The organism is Brevibacillus sp. DP1.3A (assembly GCF_013284245.2).
Taxonomy (GTDB): Bacteria; Bacillota; Bacilli; order Brevibacillales; family Brevibacillaceae; genus Brevibacillus.
Genome location: NZ_CP085876.1, coordinates 1931645 through 1948904, shown reverse-complemented (window position 1 = coordinate 1948904; position 17260 = coordinate 1931645). Strand labels below are relative to the sequence as shown.

At 48.1% G+C, this 17260-nt stretch carries 15 protein-coding genes and 1 riboswitch; of the genes, 2 read left to right on the top strand and 13 right to left on the bottom strand.

Features of this window, described 5'->3' with window-relative positions:
* Positions 1 to 50 precede the first annotated feature (50 nt).
* Positions 51 to 136: riboswitch (cyclic di-GMP riboswitch) on the bottom strand.
* A gap of 177 nt (positions 137 to 313) precedes the next feature.
* Both HP399_RS08990 and HP399_RS08985 read right to left on the bottom strand, forming a co-directional pair.
* Entirely contained in the window at positions 314 to 1258 is a 945-nt protein-coding gene (locus HP399_RS08990) for a methyl-accepting chemotaxis protein (protein WP_173618642.1), read from the bottom strand.
* Between the two features lie 24 nt (positions 1259 to 1282).
* A complete protein-coding gene (locus HP399_RS08985) occupies positions 1283 to 2038 on the bottom strand; it encodes a hypothetical protein (protein WP_173618643.1) in 756 nt (251 codons plus the stop codon).
* Between the two features lie 85 nt (positions 2039 to 2123).
* Here HP399_RS08985 and HP399_RS08980 point away from each other — a divergent pair, with 85 nt between their 5' ends.
* A complete protein-coding gene (locus HP399_RS08980) occupies positions 2124 to 3536 on the top strand; it encodes an RsmB/NOP family class I SAM-dependent RNA methyltransferase (RefSeq protein ID WP_173618644.1) in 1413 nt (470 codons plus the stop codon).
* 79 nt (positions 3537 to 3615) lie between these two features.
* On the opposite strand, the gene HP399_RS08975 is transcribed toward HP399_RS08980, so the two are convergent.
* The 11 genes from HP399_RS08975 to HP399_RS08925 form a co-directional block, all read right to left on the bottom strand.
* Positions 3616 to 3861, bottom strand: coding sequence for a hypothetical protein (locus tag HP399_RS08975; protein ID WP_007722886.1), 246 nt, complete (start codon positions 3859 to 3861; stop codon positions 3616 to 3618).
* 377 nt (positions 3862 to 4238) lie between these two features.
* Positions 4239 to 5399, bottom strand: a complete 1161-nt coding sequence (locus HP399_RS08970) for an MFS transporter (RefSeq protein ID WP_173618645.1) — start codon at positions 5397 to 5399, stop codon at positions 4239 to 4241.
* On the bottom strand, positions 5389 to 6225 hold the full coding sequence (locus tag HP399_RS08965; protein ID WP_173618851.1) for a MerR family transcriptional regulator: 837 nt from the start codon (positions 6223 to 6225) through the stop codon (positions 5389 to 5391). Before HP399_RS08965 ends, HP399_RS08970 begins: the two co-directional genes overlap by 11 nt.
* A 150-nt stretch (positions 6226 to 6375) precedes the next feature.
* Positions 6376 to 7863: a DEAD/DEAH box helicase gene (locus HP399_RS08960; protein ID WP_173618646.1), complete on the bottom strand. Its 1488-nt coding sequence runs from the start codon at positions 7861 to 7863 to the stop codon at positions 6376 to 6378.
* Between the two features lie 287 nt (positions 7864 to 8150).
* Positions 8151 to 9227 (bottom strand): M42 family metallopeptidase, encoded by a 1077-nt coding sequence (locus tag HP399_RS08955; RefSeq protein WP_173618852.1) that lies wholly within the window; start codon positions 9225 to 9227, stop codon positions 8151 to 8153.
* Positions 9228 to 9368: 141 nt separating this feature from the next.
* Positions 9369 to 10670: an MFS transporter gene (locus tag HP399_RS08950; RefSeq protein WP_173618647.1), complete on the bottom strand. Its 1302-nt coding sequence runs from the start codon at positions 10668 to 10670 to the stop codon at positions 9369 to 9371.
* Positions 10671 to 10743: 73 nt separating this feature from the next.
* Entirely contained in the window at positions 10744 to 11346 is a 603-nt protein-coding gene (locus tag HP399_RS08945; RefSeq protein WP_173618648.1) for a TetR/AcrR family transcriptional regulator, read from the bottom strand.
* A 149-nt stretch (positions 11347 to 11495) separates the two neighbouring features.
* A complete protein-coding gene (gene pepV, locus HP399_RS08940; protein ID WP_173618649.1) occupies positions 11496 to 12932 on the bottom strand; it encodes a dipeptidase PepV in 1437 nt (478 codons plus the stop codon).
* Positions 12919 to 13650 carry a GTP pyrophosphokinase gene (locus tag HP399_RS08935; protein ID WP_173618650.1) on the bottom strand — a complete coding sequence of 244 codons (732 nt, stop codon included), beginning with the start codon at positions 13648 to 13650 and terminating at the stop codon, positions 12919 to 12921. Before HP399_RS08935 ends, pepV begins: the two co-directional genes overlap by 14 nt.
* Positions 13651 to 13783: 133 nt before the next feature.
* A complete protein-coding gene (locus HP399_RS08930) occupies positions 13784 to 15865 on the bottom strand; it encodes a methyl-accepting chemotaxis protein (protein WP_173618651.1) in 2082 nt (693 codons plus the stop codon).
* A gap of 122 nt (positions 15866 to 15987) precedes the next feature.
* A complete protein-coding gene (locus HP399_RS08925; RefSeq protein ID WP_007722846.1) occupies positions 15988 to 16461 on the bottom strand; it encodes an N-acetyltransferase in 474 nt (157 codons plus the stop codon).
* A 200-nt stretch (positions 16462 to 16661) separates the two neighbouring features.
* Here HP399_RS08925 and HP399_RS08920 point away from each other — a divergent pair, with 200 nt between their 5' ends.
* On the top strand, positions 16662 to 17255 hold the full coding sequence (locus HP399_RS08920) for a TetR/AcrR family transcriptional regulator (protein ID WP_173618652.1): 594 nt from the start codon (positions 16662 to 16664) through the stop codon (positions 17253 to 17255).
* Positions 17256 to 17260 lie beyond the last annotated feature (5 nt).

Below are 17260 nucleotides of genomic sequence, written 5' to 3'. Positions count from 1 at the left end.
CCCTTCGCATGAAAGGAGCCGTAAAACTAAAACAGCAAAATACACTGCTAGTCGGCAACCCGGCTGCCATCGTAACGTGTACATTAGGCCCGTGGCTTTGCGTCCCCAATTTTCAATGGGTTTGCCCATTCATAGCGAATGCTGGTATGATTTTGTCGAAAAAAGGAAAGTTATGGAGAATCTTACTTTGATTATAGTACTCAATTCCTAATAGTCAAACAGAAAAATGTAAAATTTTAGTGAACCAAATTGAACAAATACCAAAAAGTCCGCATCTCTTGGGATACGGACTCCTGATTCTTCTTCCTTATGATCACAATATCTTTTTGACATCCTTTACGCTCGTCGCGAGCATTTGCTCTACCGCGTTTGCGTCCCTCACATGCTTGGTCAAGCCTTCATTCAGCTCTTCCAGCAAGCCCTTCGCATCACTTACCTGTTGGGACACATCGTCAGCAAATCGCTTTTGGTGCGCGATGATTTCCATCACACCTGACACTTCGACGTTCAGTGCCTGGAAAGCGTTCACGATCTGATCCGTCTTCTCCGCAGCATCCTTGCTGATAGAAAGTCCATTTTTGATCGCACTGCTGCTTTTTTCACTGTTGGACAACGCTTCTTTTGTTTCTTCCTGAATCTTGCCGATCAATTCTGCAATTGTCTTGGTCGAGTTCGCTGTCATCTCGGCCAGCTTCCGTACTTCATCCGCTACTACAGCAAAGCCTCGGCCTTGTTCACCCGCACGTGCCGCTTCTATCGCTGCATTCAAAGCGAGAAGGTTGGTCTGATTGGCAATGTCGCTGATCACCTTGACGATGCTCGTAATTTCCGAAGAGCGCTCTTCCAAGCGGCTCATGGACTTGGACGTATGGACCGATTCTTTGTCGAGCAGGCTCATGACTTCCACAACGTCCGTCATCGCCTTCTTACCTTCATCTGCACGCGCTACCGATTGTTTACAGATGTCCGTCAAGCGCTCTCCTCGATCCGACAGTTGACTCGCAGATTCATCATCCCGCTCGTTAATGACCTGGATATTATCTACGACACGCTTCATCCTCGTCACCAATCGCACCGTTTGCTCGGATTCGGCGTTCATCGCTTGGTTCGACGTGAGAATCGCACCCATCTGTTCGTAAATACCGCGAAGCTCATGTTTCCAAGCGTCTTGCTGTCCTGCCATTGTGGTTGTGGGAGTTGCCACTGTCGTCGCTGCTGTCTCTTTTTCTGCTAGGCCTTTGTCTTTTTTCCAAAACATCCGCTTCTCTCTCCTTTGTACCCATCAATTGTCACCTCGGCGGCTATATACGCGGGACTCGATTATTCCCGGATGTTGGTTCGCCAAGCTCAGCAAGTTTTCCAAGAAATAATAGTGACCCTCCAAGAGCTCCACGTCTTTACGCTCAAAATGCTTCGCCTGCAAATACTGCTGCATTTCCAAAGCATAGCGCTCCAGTTTATCGTGAAAATCGTTGGCACGAAGCATTTGCTCCACTTCTGGATATTCTGTTTTCAGGCGACTCAGCTCGCTATATACACGCCCACCCTCCAGAATCATCTGGTAGGCCGTACGCTCAAGCGTAGCTGTCGTAGCTGCCTCCTGCTCCTCACGCTCCTCGCGCAAAGCTGCCAAGTACGTGATAAAATGGTAGACAGTTAAAAACAATGGTCCTAAAAATAGAATGATCCCTGCTTTGTACACATGCTGATTGGACAAATTGCTGATGAGCAGGAACAAGTGAAACAAGATCGCACCCAACCATACATAGATGATGATTTGGTGATTGATCTTCCCTGCCTTTTGGTGGCGAGAAAAGGCAAAGGTAAGCCCGAGCAGATAAAAGGCAAGTAACGTAAAGCTGGCAGAAAACAAAGCCATCTCCATATCGATCAGCCAATCTGCGTCGGCGGGTATTTCGATAAAGAATTCAAAAGCGAGCACCAGCAGTGAGAACAGCAACCCCATGATCCAAAACCGGCTTACTTCCGAGTCATTCCTCCGCCGGGAGCGGTAGCGTTTTGCACGGGATCCTTCCATAATGCTCTCACCTCATTCTCTATGATTCGCCATGATTCTATCTTTTCCTTTCACATGGGGCCAAAATCTGACATCGGAGGCTGTTATGACAAAAAATTTACCAACATCATTTACCGAGCGCATGCAAACCTTGCTCGGACACGATTATGAGGCATTCGTTTCCTCGTATGATCAGACTGTAACACACGGCTTGCGAGTCAATCCGTTGAAGGTAGGGCGTGACGATTTTTTGAAAATCTCGCCGTTTGCTCTGGAAGCAGTCCCTTGGTGCGAAAACGGGTTTCGCTACAAAGAGCCAGATCGTCCCGGCAAGCATCCTTTTCACTCCGCTGGCATGTACTACTTGCAGGAGCCAAGCGCGATGTCCGCTGCCGAAGCACTCGGTGCACAACCTGGTGAGCGAATCCTCGACCTGTGTGCAGCGCCAGGGGGGAAATCGACGCAGCTTGCAGCGTTTTTGCGTGGACAAGGAATGCTCGTGGCAAACGAAATCCATCCTGTTCGCGCAAAAGCCTTGTCAGAAAATCTGGAGCGCTGCGGCGTGACCAATGCCGTCGTGACCAACGAAACGCCTGAACGCTTACAGGAGCGATTCCCGCAGTTTTTTGACCGAATTTTAGTAGACGCTCCTTGCTCTGGCGAAGGAATGTTCCGCAAGCTCCCCGAAGCAATCGAAGACTGGAGCCCTGCAAAAGTAACCGAGTGCCATGTCATGCAAGGCGATATTCTCGAGGCGGCCGCTGCAATGATGAAGCCAGGCGGAACATTGGTCTACTCCACCTGCACATTTGCTCCGTTAGAAAATGAACAGTCACTGGTTAACTTCCTGGGACGTCATCCCGAATTTGAGATCGTCTCGCTGCCACATCCAGATTGCTTTTCTGCTGGTCAACCAGAATGGGCGTCGCCACAAAACGAGCAGCTCACTCAGACAGCCAGATTGTGGCCGCATCGTCTACAGGGTGAAGGTCATTACCTCGCCAAGCTGCAAAAGAGTGTGACCGCAGAAGTTCATGAACCTTCCGGGAAACGGAAAGAAAAGCGTGCGGCAAAATCAGCTCCGGCAGGTCGAAAAGAAGCCTTGGCAGCCTGGCGTACGTTCGCGGACGAAGCACTCCCGGCGCTCTCCCAACCATTCGATGATGAATCCGCTTTTCTTTTGTTCGGCGAGCAGCTCTACTACTCACCTGCTCCTGAGCTCGATTGGGACAAGCTAAAGGTCGCGCGCGTCGGTCTGCATCTAGGAACTGTAAAAAAGAACAGATTTGAACCTGCACACGCATTGGCACTCGCCCTCTCTCCTGCGGAGGCAGCCCGTGTCGCTTCATATGGCGCAGAAGATCCTGAAATGTTGTGGTATTTAAAAGGAGAAGCGCTCACGCGTGACGGTGAAAGTGGCTGGACGCTGGTTACAGTAAATGGATTCTCCATCGGTTGGGGCAAGCAATCTGAGGGGCAACTCAAAAATCATTATCCGAAGGGTCTACGCTGGTTGTAGATTTGCATCATAAATAAAAAAAAGCTCACAAAGCTACACGAAATGCATTCGTGAGTGCTTGTGGGCTTTTCTCTTTTTCTTATGATCGCCCTCTGTGGGACGGATTGTCTACTACGGTCAAAGAGCCATTTCTAATATAACGCAATATTTTTGAAACAGATATTCCTGTTGCGTTGGCAATTTGCATCGCATTCGAATTCGGATACGTTCTCACGTAATTGCGAATCATCTGGTAGTCTTGTATTTCGTTTTCTCCGCAAACCTGGCAACTGTACTCTCCCCGGCCCATCGGACTGCCGCATTTCAAGCACGTATCCGTCGTCATCACTGGTTCTCCTCACACCCTGTACTATGGTACTTTTACAAGAAAGGGTTCTATCTTCCTATCTATTACCCAAATCACATGGGAGGAAAACACTATTTTCTCTCGCACTTCCTGTATTCTATTAAAATTCGATACAGTCATTCCGAACTCCTTTAAAAAGGCCAGTATGGCGGCATCAAACCGCCTTTTGCGTAAAGGACAATCGCAAACCCAATCAGAAAAATACCACTGAGCCCATGAAAAACGTTGAGCCAACCCGGGCGGAAAAATCGAGCCAAATATGCGGCCAACAAAGCTACCAGCCCCAGGAACAATTTCGGGCGTTTTCCTAAAATAATGCTGCCGAGAGAGACGAGAAGGCATCATACGCCATCTTCCTACGCTGATAGCTGCTCCTTCTTTAAAGTAAACAAACGGATCGCGAGCAATAGTGACAGCAACGCAATAACAAATCCGTACCAGCCTAGATGCTCCAAAGAGGAGTTGCTGATCACCAGTCCCCCAACCCATGATCCCAAAGCGAAGCCAAATTGAATAAAGGATGTATTGATGCTAAGCGCGATATCCGGCGATCGGGACACCTGGGTAACCAGATATAGCTGTTGGGCTGGAGACGTTGCCCATGTGGCGAACATCCATAGCATGATGATCACGATATGGGCAGTTATCACTCCATCCATGACCGAAAGCAAAAGCAGCATACTTGCCTGAAGGGAGAGTCCAAAATAAATCGTAAATTTCGGCCCCTTGCGATCTGCGATAACCCCCCCAATTTTTGACCCCATAAAACTGCAAATGCCTGCAAGAAACAGAATCCCAGAAATCTCGGATGCCGAAAGCTTTGCCTTGGTTAGCAGGAAAGGCGCAATATAGGTAAACAATGTTGAATAAGCGCCGATGTACAACAGCGTGATAACAACCGCTGCCAGAATCTTTTTATTTTTTATAACAGCCAGCTGTGCCCGCGGTGTTACAGCCTCCTGCGCTTTAATAAGCGGAACTTTTTGATAAATGACAAGCAGCGGAACCAAGCTCAGCACTCCAATAAAAATAAACAGCAGTCTCCAGCCAATCACTTCACTTAAAAAAGTGCCAACCGGGAGGCCAAGTACAAGCGAGCTGCTCAATCCCATCAAAATGATGCCGATTGCTCGTCCACGATTGCCTTCTTCAACTAGCCGTGTAGATACCGCCATCGCAACAACAGTAGCAACTCCTCCACTGAGTCCTTGGATCATCCGTGTAACCAGCATCATCTCAAATGAAGGACTCACATAGACCAGCCAGTTGCTCAAAATAAAAATGCCAAGCATCATGAGTAATAATTTTTTTCGGTCAAGATGGATCGTAACAGCGATGACAATGGGAGCCCCTACTGCCGCAGAAAGGGCAAATGCAGTGACAAGAAATCCGGCAGACGACGTCGTGACACCCAGATCAGCTGCCACCATTTGAATGATGCCGCTTATCAGATACTCCACCGTCCCAATCAGGAAAACTGCCAAAGCGAGAATATAGACAACCCATTTATTTCCCATGCTCACTTTGCCCCCTTGGTTCAATTGGAATCTGGATTTCTATGAGCTCAACTCCAGGCTCTTCTGATAAGGGAACATAGATTTCTCTGCCAGGCTGCTCGCTTCGAATACAGTAACCATGCTGTTCAATCCACGTAGCCAGATCCAGGCAAGCTGATTCTTTAAAGGTCGAATCCGAACGGAATAGTAGCGTAGCCATTGTCTCGGCAGGCAAGAAGCTTCGTTCCATTTGCTCAGGCAGTTTGACAGATTCTGTTTTACTAGCGTAGCCCACCCCAAGTTCGAAAAGCTGGTCCTTCGTTCCGGTTTCCTTCCATAGCACTGTTTTGGGACCAGTCAAGGATGATTTCAGGCTGGCATCAAGCAAACTATCGAATATTTGAAACAGCCAAGGAATATCTTCAGCAGCACCCAATGCTGAATAGGAAATCAATTGCATGCCATCTACCTGCTTCAGAACAACCTCATGCTCCTTCTCGATCCTCCCCTCCCGTTCAACAAGCTGCACCCGTTCTTTAATACGGGCAAGCTTTGACATTTCCATCTCCAGCAGGGACTGGATTTCATTTTCTTTGAGCCTCAGCATGCCCCGAATTTGTTCGGCTGGTATATTCTCGTGAAGCAATTGCGCAATCTGCTGCAATGAGAACCCCAATTCTTTGAAGATGACAATTCGATTGATCTGCAGAAGCTGTTCGGCACAGTAATATCGGTACCCGGTCGTATCATCGATTTTTGCTGGTTTTAGAATCCCAATCTGATCATAATAGCGCAACGTTTGCAACGGAATTCGACTCAGTCGGGAAAACTCGCTGATTTTGAACAATTCCACACCTTCTCTCCCATTACTTCGATCTGAGTATAAACCTTCTAGTTGGGTATAAAGTCAAGAACTTCCTTGTTGCATACATCAAAGGCATTTCTACAAAAAAAAACCGCCCAGATCCTTTTCGAATCTGGACAGCCTCTTCATTTCTTATCTTCCACGTGTTTTCCCAGCGGATGAGGATTGATTAAACGGTTTTCCGCCCTTCGCAGAGCGTGCTGCTCCACCTTTTCCCGCTTTTTTGGCATCGCCTGGCTTCACGGATTTACCCGCTTTACGTGCCGCAATCGCTTCTGCCTTCTTGCGGTTTTTCTCGTACTGCGTTTGCAGTTCTCCCAGCTCACGCGCCATCTTCTTTTTGTAGCCTGGCTTTACCTTCGTCTTTTTCTTCAAGGCATCACGTACTGGAGTGAATTCTTTGTCTTTTTCCTTCTGTTGCTCCTTCGCCTGTTGCACTCGCAGCTCAACAAAATGAGCTTCCCGTTCTTCTGCGCGCTGACGACGTCCGGCATCCAGATGGCGTCCTGCCTGCATAATTCTTTCTTCGATCGAAGCCTTCGTCGCTTTGGCAAAACGAGCCATCAAGTTTTTCTGACGAGGAGAAATGAGGGAGATCGCTTTTCCTTTTTGTCCCGCACGACCAGTACGACCGACGCGGTGAATGTAGCTGTCCACGTCATTCGGCAAATCGTAGTTGATGACATGTGTTACACCTTCTACATCGAGTCCACGAGCAGCGATATCTGTTGCGATCAAGTATTGGAAACGTATCTCACGGAATTGCTTCATCAATTGTTCCCGCTTGTTTTGAGACAAATCACCGTACAGGGCTTTCGCCGAGAGGCCATTTTCCTGCAGGCGGGCCGTAAGCTGTTGCACACGTACTTGGGTATTTGCAAACACAATGGTCAAGAACGGCTGCTCTTGCTCCAGTACATCGACGAGAGCGTCTGTCTTATCGCTCTGGTTGACTACATAGTAAAATTGCTCAATGCGCTCAACCGTTTTTTGCTTGCCCTCGATTTTGATATGCGGTGGCTGCTTCATGAAGCGGTGCGCCAGTCTTTTTACCAGATCAGGCATCGTAGCCGAGAACAACAGCACCTGACGTTGAGAAGGCGTGTGGACGATTACTTGCTCCACATCCTCCAAGAAGCCCATTTCCATCATTTTATCGGCTTCATCCAGCACGAGTGTGGAGATTCGTCCAAAGTGAAGCGATCCGCGCTTCATATGATCCAGTACACGTCCTGGTGTTCCTACAACAACATGAACCGTTTCTTTTAGCTTGCTCAGTTGTTTGTCAATATCCGTTCCACCGTGCAGGGAGAGTACATTCACATTCAGGTGTTTGCCCAGCTTTTCTACTTCTTTTGCAATCTGAATGGAAAGCTCACGTGTCGGGGTGAGGATGAGCGCTTGAATGTCGCGTTTTCCCTCTTCCAATGCGTTGAGGATCGGCAGCATGAATGCAGCTGTTTTACCCGTACCTGTCTGAGCTTGTCCGATTAGATCTTTGCCTTCCATAATGAGAGGAATGGCTTCCTCTTGAATTTGTGTCGGTTCTTTATAATACAGGTCTTGAATCCCTTGCATCAGCTCCGGACGGAAACCAAAAGACGCAAACGATTTTGCCATAACTTCCACTTCCTTTCACAAGCGATCCGATTCGCCACACCATGACTGCATGGACAGTGGATGCGATAAAACCGGCTCTCATCAATCAAAATTCATCCTAGGCAGGTTATTGCCCTTGCGAAATCCTATCCTACCTATACTAAAGGAGTACTCTCGAAAAAACAACTAAACCGTTCAACTCCCGGGTATTTTTCTTCAAGACTTGTGATCACTAAACCAGCTTTTCGCATCACAAAAAACACCCTCTCCATCGCAATGATACATGCATGGAGAGGGTTTCGCCTACCTCATCTATCGAGCAGTTGTTGAACCGTTTCCTTATCGAGCTTCTTGATGACGGCTGTCAGCAGCTGTGCAGCTTTTTCAAAATCACTTTTTGACATAATCGCATTATGGCTGTGAATATACCGTGTCGCAAAGCCGACGACAATAGACGGGCAGCCAATTCCGCTTGTATGGAATTTCGCTGCGTCTGTTCCGCCTCCTGCGAGAGCATCCACCTGGATATTGATGCCGAGCTCCTCTGCTGTGTCGAATACGAGATCGCGCAATCCGGTATGCGGAATCATCGTGGCATCAAATAACATGACAAGCGGACCGTCCCCCACATTGCAGGTCATCGGATACGATTCATTTCCAGGCGTGTCATATGCGAGTCCAACATCGACGGCAAAAGCAATATCTGGTTCAACCAGATTCGCTACTGTGCCAGCACCGCGAGTCCCAACTTCTTCCTGCACGGTTGCACCGGCGTATACCACATTTGGATGTTCTTCTGACTGCAAACGTTTCAGCACCTCGATTGCCAGTGCACACCCCGCTCGATTATCGAGCGCCTTTGCGACCCACAGCTCTCCGCCGCGCATCGTCGTAAAATCACTGTCAGGAACAATCCAATCACCTGGGCGAACACCCATTTCCTTTGCATCTGCTTCATCTTTTGCCCCGATGTCAATGTACAAATCCTTGAGCTTCATGACTTTTTCCCGCTCTTCTTTTTCCAGAGCGTGTGGTGCCTTTGAACCAATGAGCCCGAGATATTCGCCTTTGCGTGTCTTGACCTTCACTCGCTGTGAGAGGATATTATGCGTCCACCATCCGCCCAACTGGATAAAACGCAAGTACCCTTTTGGCGTGATATGCGTCACCATGAAGCCCACTTCATCCAAATGTCCCGCGAGTAAAATTTTCGGACCGTTTTCTGCCCCCGTCTTCTTCCCGAGTACCCCACCCAGCCGATCCTTTACCAGCTCGTCGCTGAGAGGCTGTAAGTACTCCTCCATCTTCACCCTGACCTCGCGCTCGTGCCCAGGCACTCCGTCCGCTTCCGTCAAATCCTTGATCAATTTCGTGAGATCGTCCATCATTTATCTCCTTTTCGATACTGACGTATTCCCTTTGTGTTTTCGAGAAACCGCTTACAAAACCCTTTCATTTCCAAACTGCCTACACCCTATTTGATATTGTTTCCCCAACCAGTGTCCCGAATGCGCTCGAGTACTTCTTCATGCTGTCGCATTTGATTGGGTGGCCTTCGTAGCAGTTTTTTGTTCTTGCCCAACTTTTTTTGTAATCCGATGAAATAGCACGAGACAAATCAGTCCCATCCCTACAAAAATTCCGGTGATCGCAATAGTGGGAACCCACGCACTGACAAGAATAAACACACCTGCACTGCTGACCCCCACGATGCTAAACAAAGAATGAACAGCCATATACGTGCTCCGCGCATGATCCGGCACCATATTGGCGAGTAACGCTTGTTTTACCGGAATGTGCATCACTTCCCCCAATGTCGCGAAGAACATGGCAATGAGCAAGACAGCGGGAGAGTTGCTGAAGCTAATCCATGCATACCCGCAAAAGTACAGGACCAAGCCTGACAGGAGCACAGCCCTATCTCTGAAGCTCTTCACCACGTAGGAGACCAAAACGGTCAAGCAAACAACCAGCAACGTGTTTTCTGTTTTTAATAAGCCTAACAAGTTCATCCCATCCACCTGTATGGCAAGAAACGAAAATAACTGCTCAGGCTCCGGGATTTCTTGCACTAAACGAAGGCCTATAACATTGGTCAATTGCTCCTCTACCGCTATAATGAGCAAATTTGCTATGGTAAACAGCAGAAAAATCCGATGTTTGAGTACTTCCTTATAAGCTCCCATGACATCTGCCATAAAACTCGAATCTTTTTGTCTTTGTTTGCCAGACGCCGAGAGTGCACGTTTTTCTGGCACATACGTTTCCTTGATAAACAGGATCGTAATGGCGAGCGAAATCGCAATGCTTACAGCCACACCGAGAAATAGGGCAAAGTAATGCTCGTCGAACAAAAAAGCACCCACCAATCCTCCTATAGCTACCGCCAGATTATTCAACCAATAGGAAGCAGTAAAAATCGCTCGCCTATTCTCGGGCTGACTCACATCAATGATGAGTGCTTGGTAAGCAGGACTCGACGCCCCCAAACTAAAGTTATTGAATAGAAACAAAATAAATGTCACATAGGGCAACTGCAGCCAGGGCGAGTTGACGAAGGCCACACCAAGAAAACTGAGGAAGATGACCAAATCACATGCAACGATGACTTTTTTTCGCCCAATCCTGTCCGCCACATATCCCCCTGCAAATGAGCCTGCGACACTTGCTGCCATCACGCCTAAAAACATAAAACCCGTTACAACCGTCCCCAATTGCTTGGAGAAAAAAATAATCAAGTACGGGGTCACACTCATGCTCGCCATCGTCGTCAAAAACTGTAACATCAGTCTGATCTGGATGTTGCTGTCGAACTTCCAAAAACTCATAGTGACCACTCCTCCACTTTGTAACGATTGATTAATCAATCATTTGTATTCCAAAAAAAAGACCGATGGAATGCTAGCGATTCTTCGGTCCAAAAAGCTGCATGGCAAACGGAACGAATTTTTCCCACATGTTGCTTTGTGGCTCATCGGTCAAATTCACACGCAGACCAATTAACAGGCTCATGTACGCTGTTGCCACGTATTTGGGATCTTGGACATGCAAGAGCCCTTTCTCTTGTCCATTGATCAAAAGCTCGGCAATTTTCGTACGAAAGGTGTTGTGAAACGCATCTAGCTCAGCAAAAGAATGGGCAAAACGATTGTAGTAGCCGACTACTTGTACAACCAGACGCAAGTACGAATCGAACGCGGCGAAGATCTTGATGTGATTGGCCACCATTCTCTCTAATTCCAGTAATGGCTCAGATGCTTGGGGATCAAAGTCAAGCAGTTTGACCGAATGCTCTTGTAATGGCTCCGTGACAGCTGCATGAAAGAGCTGATCCTTGTTTTCAAAGTACGTGAAAACACTGCCAAAGCTCACTCCTGATGCCTTCGCGACTTTTGCAATGGTGGTATCGTCATAGCCGTGCTCGGCAAACAAGAGAACTGCCTGCTGGAGAATCGTTTCCCGCTTTTGCTTCATTTTTTGCACTTGTTCTTCTGAAAGTGGCATGCTGTACAGGCTCCTTGCTTATGAATGATTAACCGATCAATCGTTACTTGCATTATAGTACTGACTTCCAGCATTTGCAAAGATTTTTGTCTCTCCTGATCCAGCAAAAATAAAAACGGCTGGCACTTGTGTCCAGCCGTTGGCTATTCCTACTTCGCTAATTCATAGATCGCTTGCGCGTAAATCGCAGTCGCTTTGATCAGATCATCCACGATAATGTATTCATCTCGCTGGTGGGCACTATCAGGACGCCCTGGGAAAAGCGGTCCGAATGCTACCCCAACATCCAACGAACGGCCGTAGGTAGCGCCGCCAATTGCAATAATGCCAGCTTCCTCGCCTGTTTGTTCCGTATAAACACGTTGCAGTGTTGTCACCAAAGGATGATTTGGGTCGACGCGGTGCGGTGTCAGATGCTCAGCCACTTCGAGCATAAATGCCCCTTCACTGAAACGTTCAGCAAGAACGGCCGACCATTTTTCGAAAGCAACAGAATGTGGGTAACGGATGTTCAGACGGAAAAGCGCATCCTGCTTTTCGTCATACTCGATCACACCTGTGTTCAGTGTGAGCGCACCCATTTCTTCATCATCATGCGCGATGCCGAGTGCTTCACCGTAATGCTGCTTGTGCAAATAACGATCAGCCAAGCTTACAAATACAGCTCCGCGTTCATCCAAGGACATGGTTCGCAAAAAGTGAATGAGCTCGGTACCCGCGTTGACACCTTTGCTCGGGTCCATTCCGTGAACCGAAACGCCCTCCATGTGCAGCACTACGAGACCGTCCTGCTCCTCCACTTTGCCTTTCAAGCCAGTCGCTTCCAGGTGTTGGCGATAACTTTGTGCAATCGCCTCACTATTCAAGCCGATTGGCGCAAGCTTTGCTACAGCCTTATCTGGAACCATGTTCATGCGCAAGCCAGCCTGTAAGGAAACGAGCTTTGCCGCCACATTTTCCGCAGCAGGTATTCCGAGGCTTTGGAAGGATGCAAGCGTCTGACGCAACGACAGATCGGTCAAGCCTTTTTCCGCATAGATCAGCGGGAAGTCTGCATCTGGTGTAAAACCCATCGTCGGCATTTCTTCCGTTTCAAAATACGTGTTCACACACTGCCAGCTCGATTCTTCATCCGTACCGAAAATAAAGCGCACGCGCTTCGACAGCGGCAATCCCAGCTCCATCACGATCTTCGCTGCGAAAATAGCTGCCATCGTCGGTCCCTTGTCGTCAATTGCACCACGGGCCACCATGCGTCCATCCACGATCTCGGCTGCATACGGTGGCGTACTCCAGCCATCGCCTTCTGGTACGACATCGACATGGCTCAGAATGCCGATCAATTCCTCACCTTGTCCGAATTCAGCGTGCCCTGCATACCCGCGGACGTCTTTGGTTGTCATGCCTGCTTTTTCACACACACCTAGCGCAAAGTCAAGCGCTTGCCGAATCCCTTCTCCAAAAGGGGCGCCTTCCCGTGCTGTTTCGGGGTCCAAAACGCTTTTAATCTGCAAAAATTGTTGTGTCGTCGCAATCAGTTCGTCCTTGCGTTTATTTGTTTCTTCCAGCCAATTAACGCTTGTCATTCTCTTCTCCAGTCCTCTCATTCATACTTCTCTCGTCCATTGCCGCATCGACGTCGAGATCCAGCTCCACCAACGATAATAATGACTCCATCGGCACTTCTTTTTTCGTAAATTCTGCTTGGGCGTCTTTAATTTCGTCTCGGATGTTGTTCATTTCGCTATCCAGCTTGTAGGACGCCTTGGCAGCCTCGAACAATCTTTGACGTATATCGGATGGGATAATACCCTCGTATTTATAATTCAGCGAGTGCTCAATCGTCGCCCAAAAATTCATTCCCAATGTGCGAATCTGAATTTCTACCGGAATGGTCACTTGCCCACCCGCCATCATGATCGGATACTCCACGGCAAGGTGATAGCCGCGATATCCGCTTTCTTTTGGGGTAGAGACATAATCCTTCTCCAAATACACACGCATGTCTCCGCGGTTGCGGATCATCTCAACGACTGCAGGTATATCATCAATAAACTGGCAAATGACGCGGATGCCCGCGATATCGCGAATTTCCCAGCAGATATTCTCATCAATCGGAAACTGCAAGCGGTTTGCCTTGTTATAAATACTCGGGATTGATTTGACCCTGCCCACCGCAAACTCAATCGGTGAATGCTCCTTGCGTTTGCGCAGCTCGTTACGGATATTTTTAATTTTGACTTTGATTTCTTCTACAGCTTGTTCGAACGGTAGCAGATATAGTTCCCAATCTAGTTTGTGCACGCTTACGTCCCTCCGGCTTGAAACTCTCCATCGTCCTTATCATTCAACATTTTGTGTGAGATATCCTTCCAAAATACAAAAAGAGACGGGAGAAAAGGCAGTTGTCACCGGCTTTTGCTCCGTCCCTTTTTTCTTAATTTTCGCGCGAAACAAAGGCTGCAAGTGAGCTTCTCAGCTCTTCTGCTAGAATGGCCAGCTGAGTCGCAGCATCTGCAATGAGCTCCATCGCTGCACTCTGCTCCTCTACCGCAGCCGAGATGCTTTGGACACCGGCAGCCGCTTGCATCGATGCGGAGGATACTTCCCCAGCGACAACGGCTACTTGTTGGGAATCTGGCGCCATACGCTTGAAGGCCTCACTGACACCGTTAATTTCTTGCGACACCCCGAGGATGTTTTCCTCGATGTGCTGGAACATCTCTTGCGATTGGTGTGCTGTCTTCATGCCGCGGGCGGTCGTTTGGGCACCCTCGACCATCCTGGCGACTGCTTCCCTCGTATCCTTTTGTACGTCTCCAATCATGCCTACGATCTGCTGGGCAGCACTGTTGGTATCTTCCGCCAGCTTACGCACTTCCCCTGCGACGACTGCAAATCCCTTGCCATGCTCTCCTGCTCTTGCTGCTTCAATCGCAGCATTCAAGGCTAGCAGATTGGTCTGTCGGGCAATTTCTGTAATGACAGAGATAATTCTCGAAATGTCCTTCGAGCGCCCTTCCAATACATGTATGACATCCGTTGCCGCTTCTACCGAACGATTGATTTCGTCCATGCTGTCCATCACATCTTCGATCGCGCGTCTGCCAGCGTGTGCATGCTGCTTCATTTCTTCCGCAGAGACAGTCACCCGTTCTACATTTTCCGTTACAACCGCCACATCTTTCGTCAAATCAACAGCCAGATTCAAGGTTTGTCCCATTTTTTCTACCTGGCTGTCAGCAGATGCAGCCACTTGATCGACGACGAGGACAATTTGCTGGCTGGAAGCGGCAATCTCACTAGTGTTTCCCTGAATATTTCGCACCGCACCGGATACGGAAGCGGCTGCTTGCTGAATCTGAAACAAAATTTTGCGCAGTTGCTTCTGCATCGTGACGAGAGATCCGGCCAGCTCCCCTAGTTCATCTTTTCGTTTTAATAGCTTGTCAGGAATCTCTCGCGAAAAATCCCCATGCCCAATCCGATCTGCCACGGCAAGCATGCCGCGAAACGAGCGGCGAAGCCAATTTGCTGTAAATAACGAGATGATGACGATTAGCAAGAGGACGGCACCATTAAAAGCAATCATGGCATCCCGAATGCGCGTTGGGCCCTCCAGTATTTCGGTCATATTCATCTCTGCCAAAATCGCCCACGTCTTCTTTCCCACTTTGACCTGATCATAGGACACGAGCACTTGCTGTCCCAAGTAGTCCATGCTTTCGACCGTTCCTTCAGATTGTTGGGTGAGTAAGACCTGATTAACGATGGGCGTATCTACTTTTTGCTGTAACAACGTATTGGGCCCACTTCCAAGTTGCGAGCGCATCAGCTTGTCTGGACCACCCACCAAGTAAATCTTCCCGGTTTCCCCCAGTCCCTCTCGTTGGTTGAATATTCTAGAAATATAATCCATGGATACTTCGACTGCTATTTGCCCGATGATGTAGCCTCGTTCGTAGATCGGCGCTGCCATGTATACCCCTGGCGCCACTCCAGATGGTTCGTAAATGCCTAGATCTGACATTTCTGCGCTTTGGGTTTTCCTGACTTGCTGCACAGTCTGGCCAAGTACAGAGTCAGCGTGTGGACCTGTCAGGAGATTCGTACCAAAATCGACCTGCGGCTTTGTCTCGTACACGATGTCCCCTTGTGCATTTAACAGAAAGCCATTTACGAAGCCGTAGCGAGCGACCTCCATCTTCAATTCGTTCGTATACCGCGCTTGCACTTCTTCATAAGCAGGCGATTCTCGTCCTTGCCGCCACACGTCCTCAAACGAAGAAAGGGCAGACATTACTGTTCCCGATGCAGCCAACGTATCCACGTTCCTAGCTCGCTCGCGAAAGTAATTTTCCACCTGTTCCTTGTTGCTGTGACGCAGCGCTTCCAGTGTCGCGGCACTTCCGTTCAACAATTCCTGCTTGGATTCCTGATAAGCAAACACTCCCGCTGCCGTCAACGGTACACTTCCTGCCAGTAGTAGAACGAGCAATATACGAGCGCCCAGCTTCATGGAAAAGCCCCCCATTTTTGCCAATCTCTTTTTCTGGTATACTTGTAGAATATTGTTTATATTTCTACTATTTATATGAATATAGTACCAGAAAAGGAAAAAGGAAGGCTAGACCAAATGTATCAGGCTGTTTCGAAAATCATAGCAATTTCGTCGCACATCGGTAGCTTGGAGCAATTAATACAATCCTTCCAAGCTTTTTGCGGCAGCGTTTCCTTGGCAACCACCCAAAACCCGCACTTTTCAAAAAACACTTGTTGATAAGTAAGCGCCAGTACACGCTTAATTCCCAAAAGACGGCATTGCTCAACCAAATGAAGAACCAGATGTTTCCCTACGCCCATCCCCTTCGCTTTTTCCGAGATAGCCAAGGAGCGGATCTCAGCTAGATCCTCCCACAAAATATGTAGGCCTGCGACACCTACGACCGAATCTCCATCATGAGCGACAATAAAGGATTGCAAGTTTTCTAAGAAAGACAGCTTCGTACGTGGCAGCATTAAGCCTTGCTGTGCATATTCATTAACAATCTCCAACATGGCATCCACGTCTTTCATCGTAGCCTGACGTACTGCCAGAGCCTTTGCAACACCCATTTTACTCTCCTCCACCCCATGCATTTCGAGCCTGGTATGATTTAATATTTATTCATTATAGTATATAAATATACATTCGAGCTTCGCAGAAGTCTATCCTTTTTTCACCTAAATTATGCGTAATTGCATGAACTATTCTTTTGTTAGGTAACCGTTGTGTTATAATCAAGCGTACGAGTTTATAAGGAGGTGCTACATACTTGACGACGAGACGGGAACGGAAAAAGCGCGAAACTCGCGAAAAAATCTTCAATGCTGCCATCAAGCTCTTCAAAACGCACGGCTTTGAAGCAACCACAATCGACATGATTTCCGAAGAAGCGGATGTTGCACGCGGTACGATCTTTCTGCATTTCACTTCAAAGGAAGCCATTCTCGCTAACTGGGGATATGAGCGTCTGCATGAAATCGAGGAGCGCCGGGAAGAGTGGGATTATGGTGACGAATGCAAGTCGAAGGTTCTGCGGATCTACAAGATCATGAATGAAGTCACCATCACCAATTTCGATTTCATCAAAGTCGTCGTAGAATCCTCGATGAAACATCGGAAAGTGCTTGAGAATGAAAAGAACATGTACTTTGAATTGCGTCAACTATTCGCTGACCTGATTGAAGAAGCGCAAGAAAAGAATCAATTGAAAAGCAAATTCAACCCTCTTGTAGCTGCGAACATGTTGGAAAACATTTACTATAACGCTCTTTATGATTGGGTACGCAGCGAAGGCGCCTGGGCACTCGAAGAAATCATGGAAGAGAAGGTCTCTATCGTATTCGAAGGGCTGGTCGTGGAATAATCCGA

Bases quoted from the DNA above. Each gene is read 5' to 3' on its own strand.
- HP399_RS08990 (WP_173618642.1), bottom strand. From the start codon at position 1,258: ATGTTTTGGAAAAAAGACAAAGGCCTAGCAGAAAAAGAGACAGCAGCG.
- HP399_RS08985 (WP_173618643.1), bottom strand. From the start codon at position 2,038: ATGGAAGGATCCCGTGCAAAACGCTACCGCTCCCGGCGGAGGAATGAC.
- HP399_RS08980 (WP_173618644.1), top strand. From the start codon at position 2,124: ATGACAAAAAATTTACCAACATCATTTACCGAGCGCATGCAAACCTTG.
- HP399_RS08975 (WP_007722886.1), bottom strand. From the start codon at position 3,861: ATGACGACGGATACGTGCTTGAAATGCGGCAGTCCGATGGGCCGGGGA.
- HP399_RS08970 (WP_173618645.1), bottom strand. From the start codon at position 5,399: ATGGGAAATAAATGGGTTGTCTATATTCTCGCTTTGGCAGTTTTCCTG.
- HP399_RS08960 (WP_173618646.1), bottom strand. From the start codon at position 7,863: ATGGCAAAATCGTTTGCGTCTTTTGGTTTCCGTCCGGAGCTGATGCAA.
- HP399_RS08955 (WP_173618852.1), bottom strand. From the start codon at position 9,227: ATGGACGATCTCACGAAATTGATCAAGGATTTGACGGAAGCGGACGGA.
- HP399_RS08950 (WP_173618647.1), bottom strand. From the start codon at position 10,670: ATGAGTTTTTGGAAGTTCGACAGCAACATCCAGATCAGACTGATGTTA.
- HP399_RS08945 (WP_173618648.1), bottom strand. From the start codon at position 11,346: ATGCCACTTTCAGAAGAACAAGTGCAAAAAATGAAGCAAAAGCGGGAA.
- pepV (WP_173618649.1), bottom strand. From the start codon at position 12,932: ATGACAAGCGTTAATTGGCTGGAAGAAACAAATAAACGCAAGGACGAA.
- HP399_RS08930 (WP_173618651.1), bottom strand. From the start codon at position 15,865: ATGAAGCTGGGCGCTCGTATATTGCTCGTTCTACTACTGGCAGGAAGT.
- HP399_RS08925 (WP_007722846.1), bottom strand. From the start codon at position 16,461: ATGGGTGTTGCAAAGGCTCTGGCAGTACGTCAGGCTACGATGAAAGAC.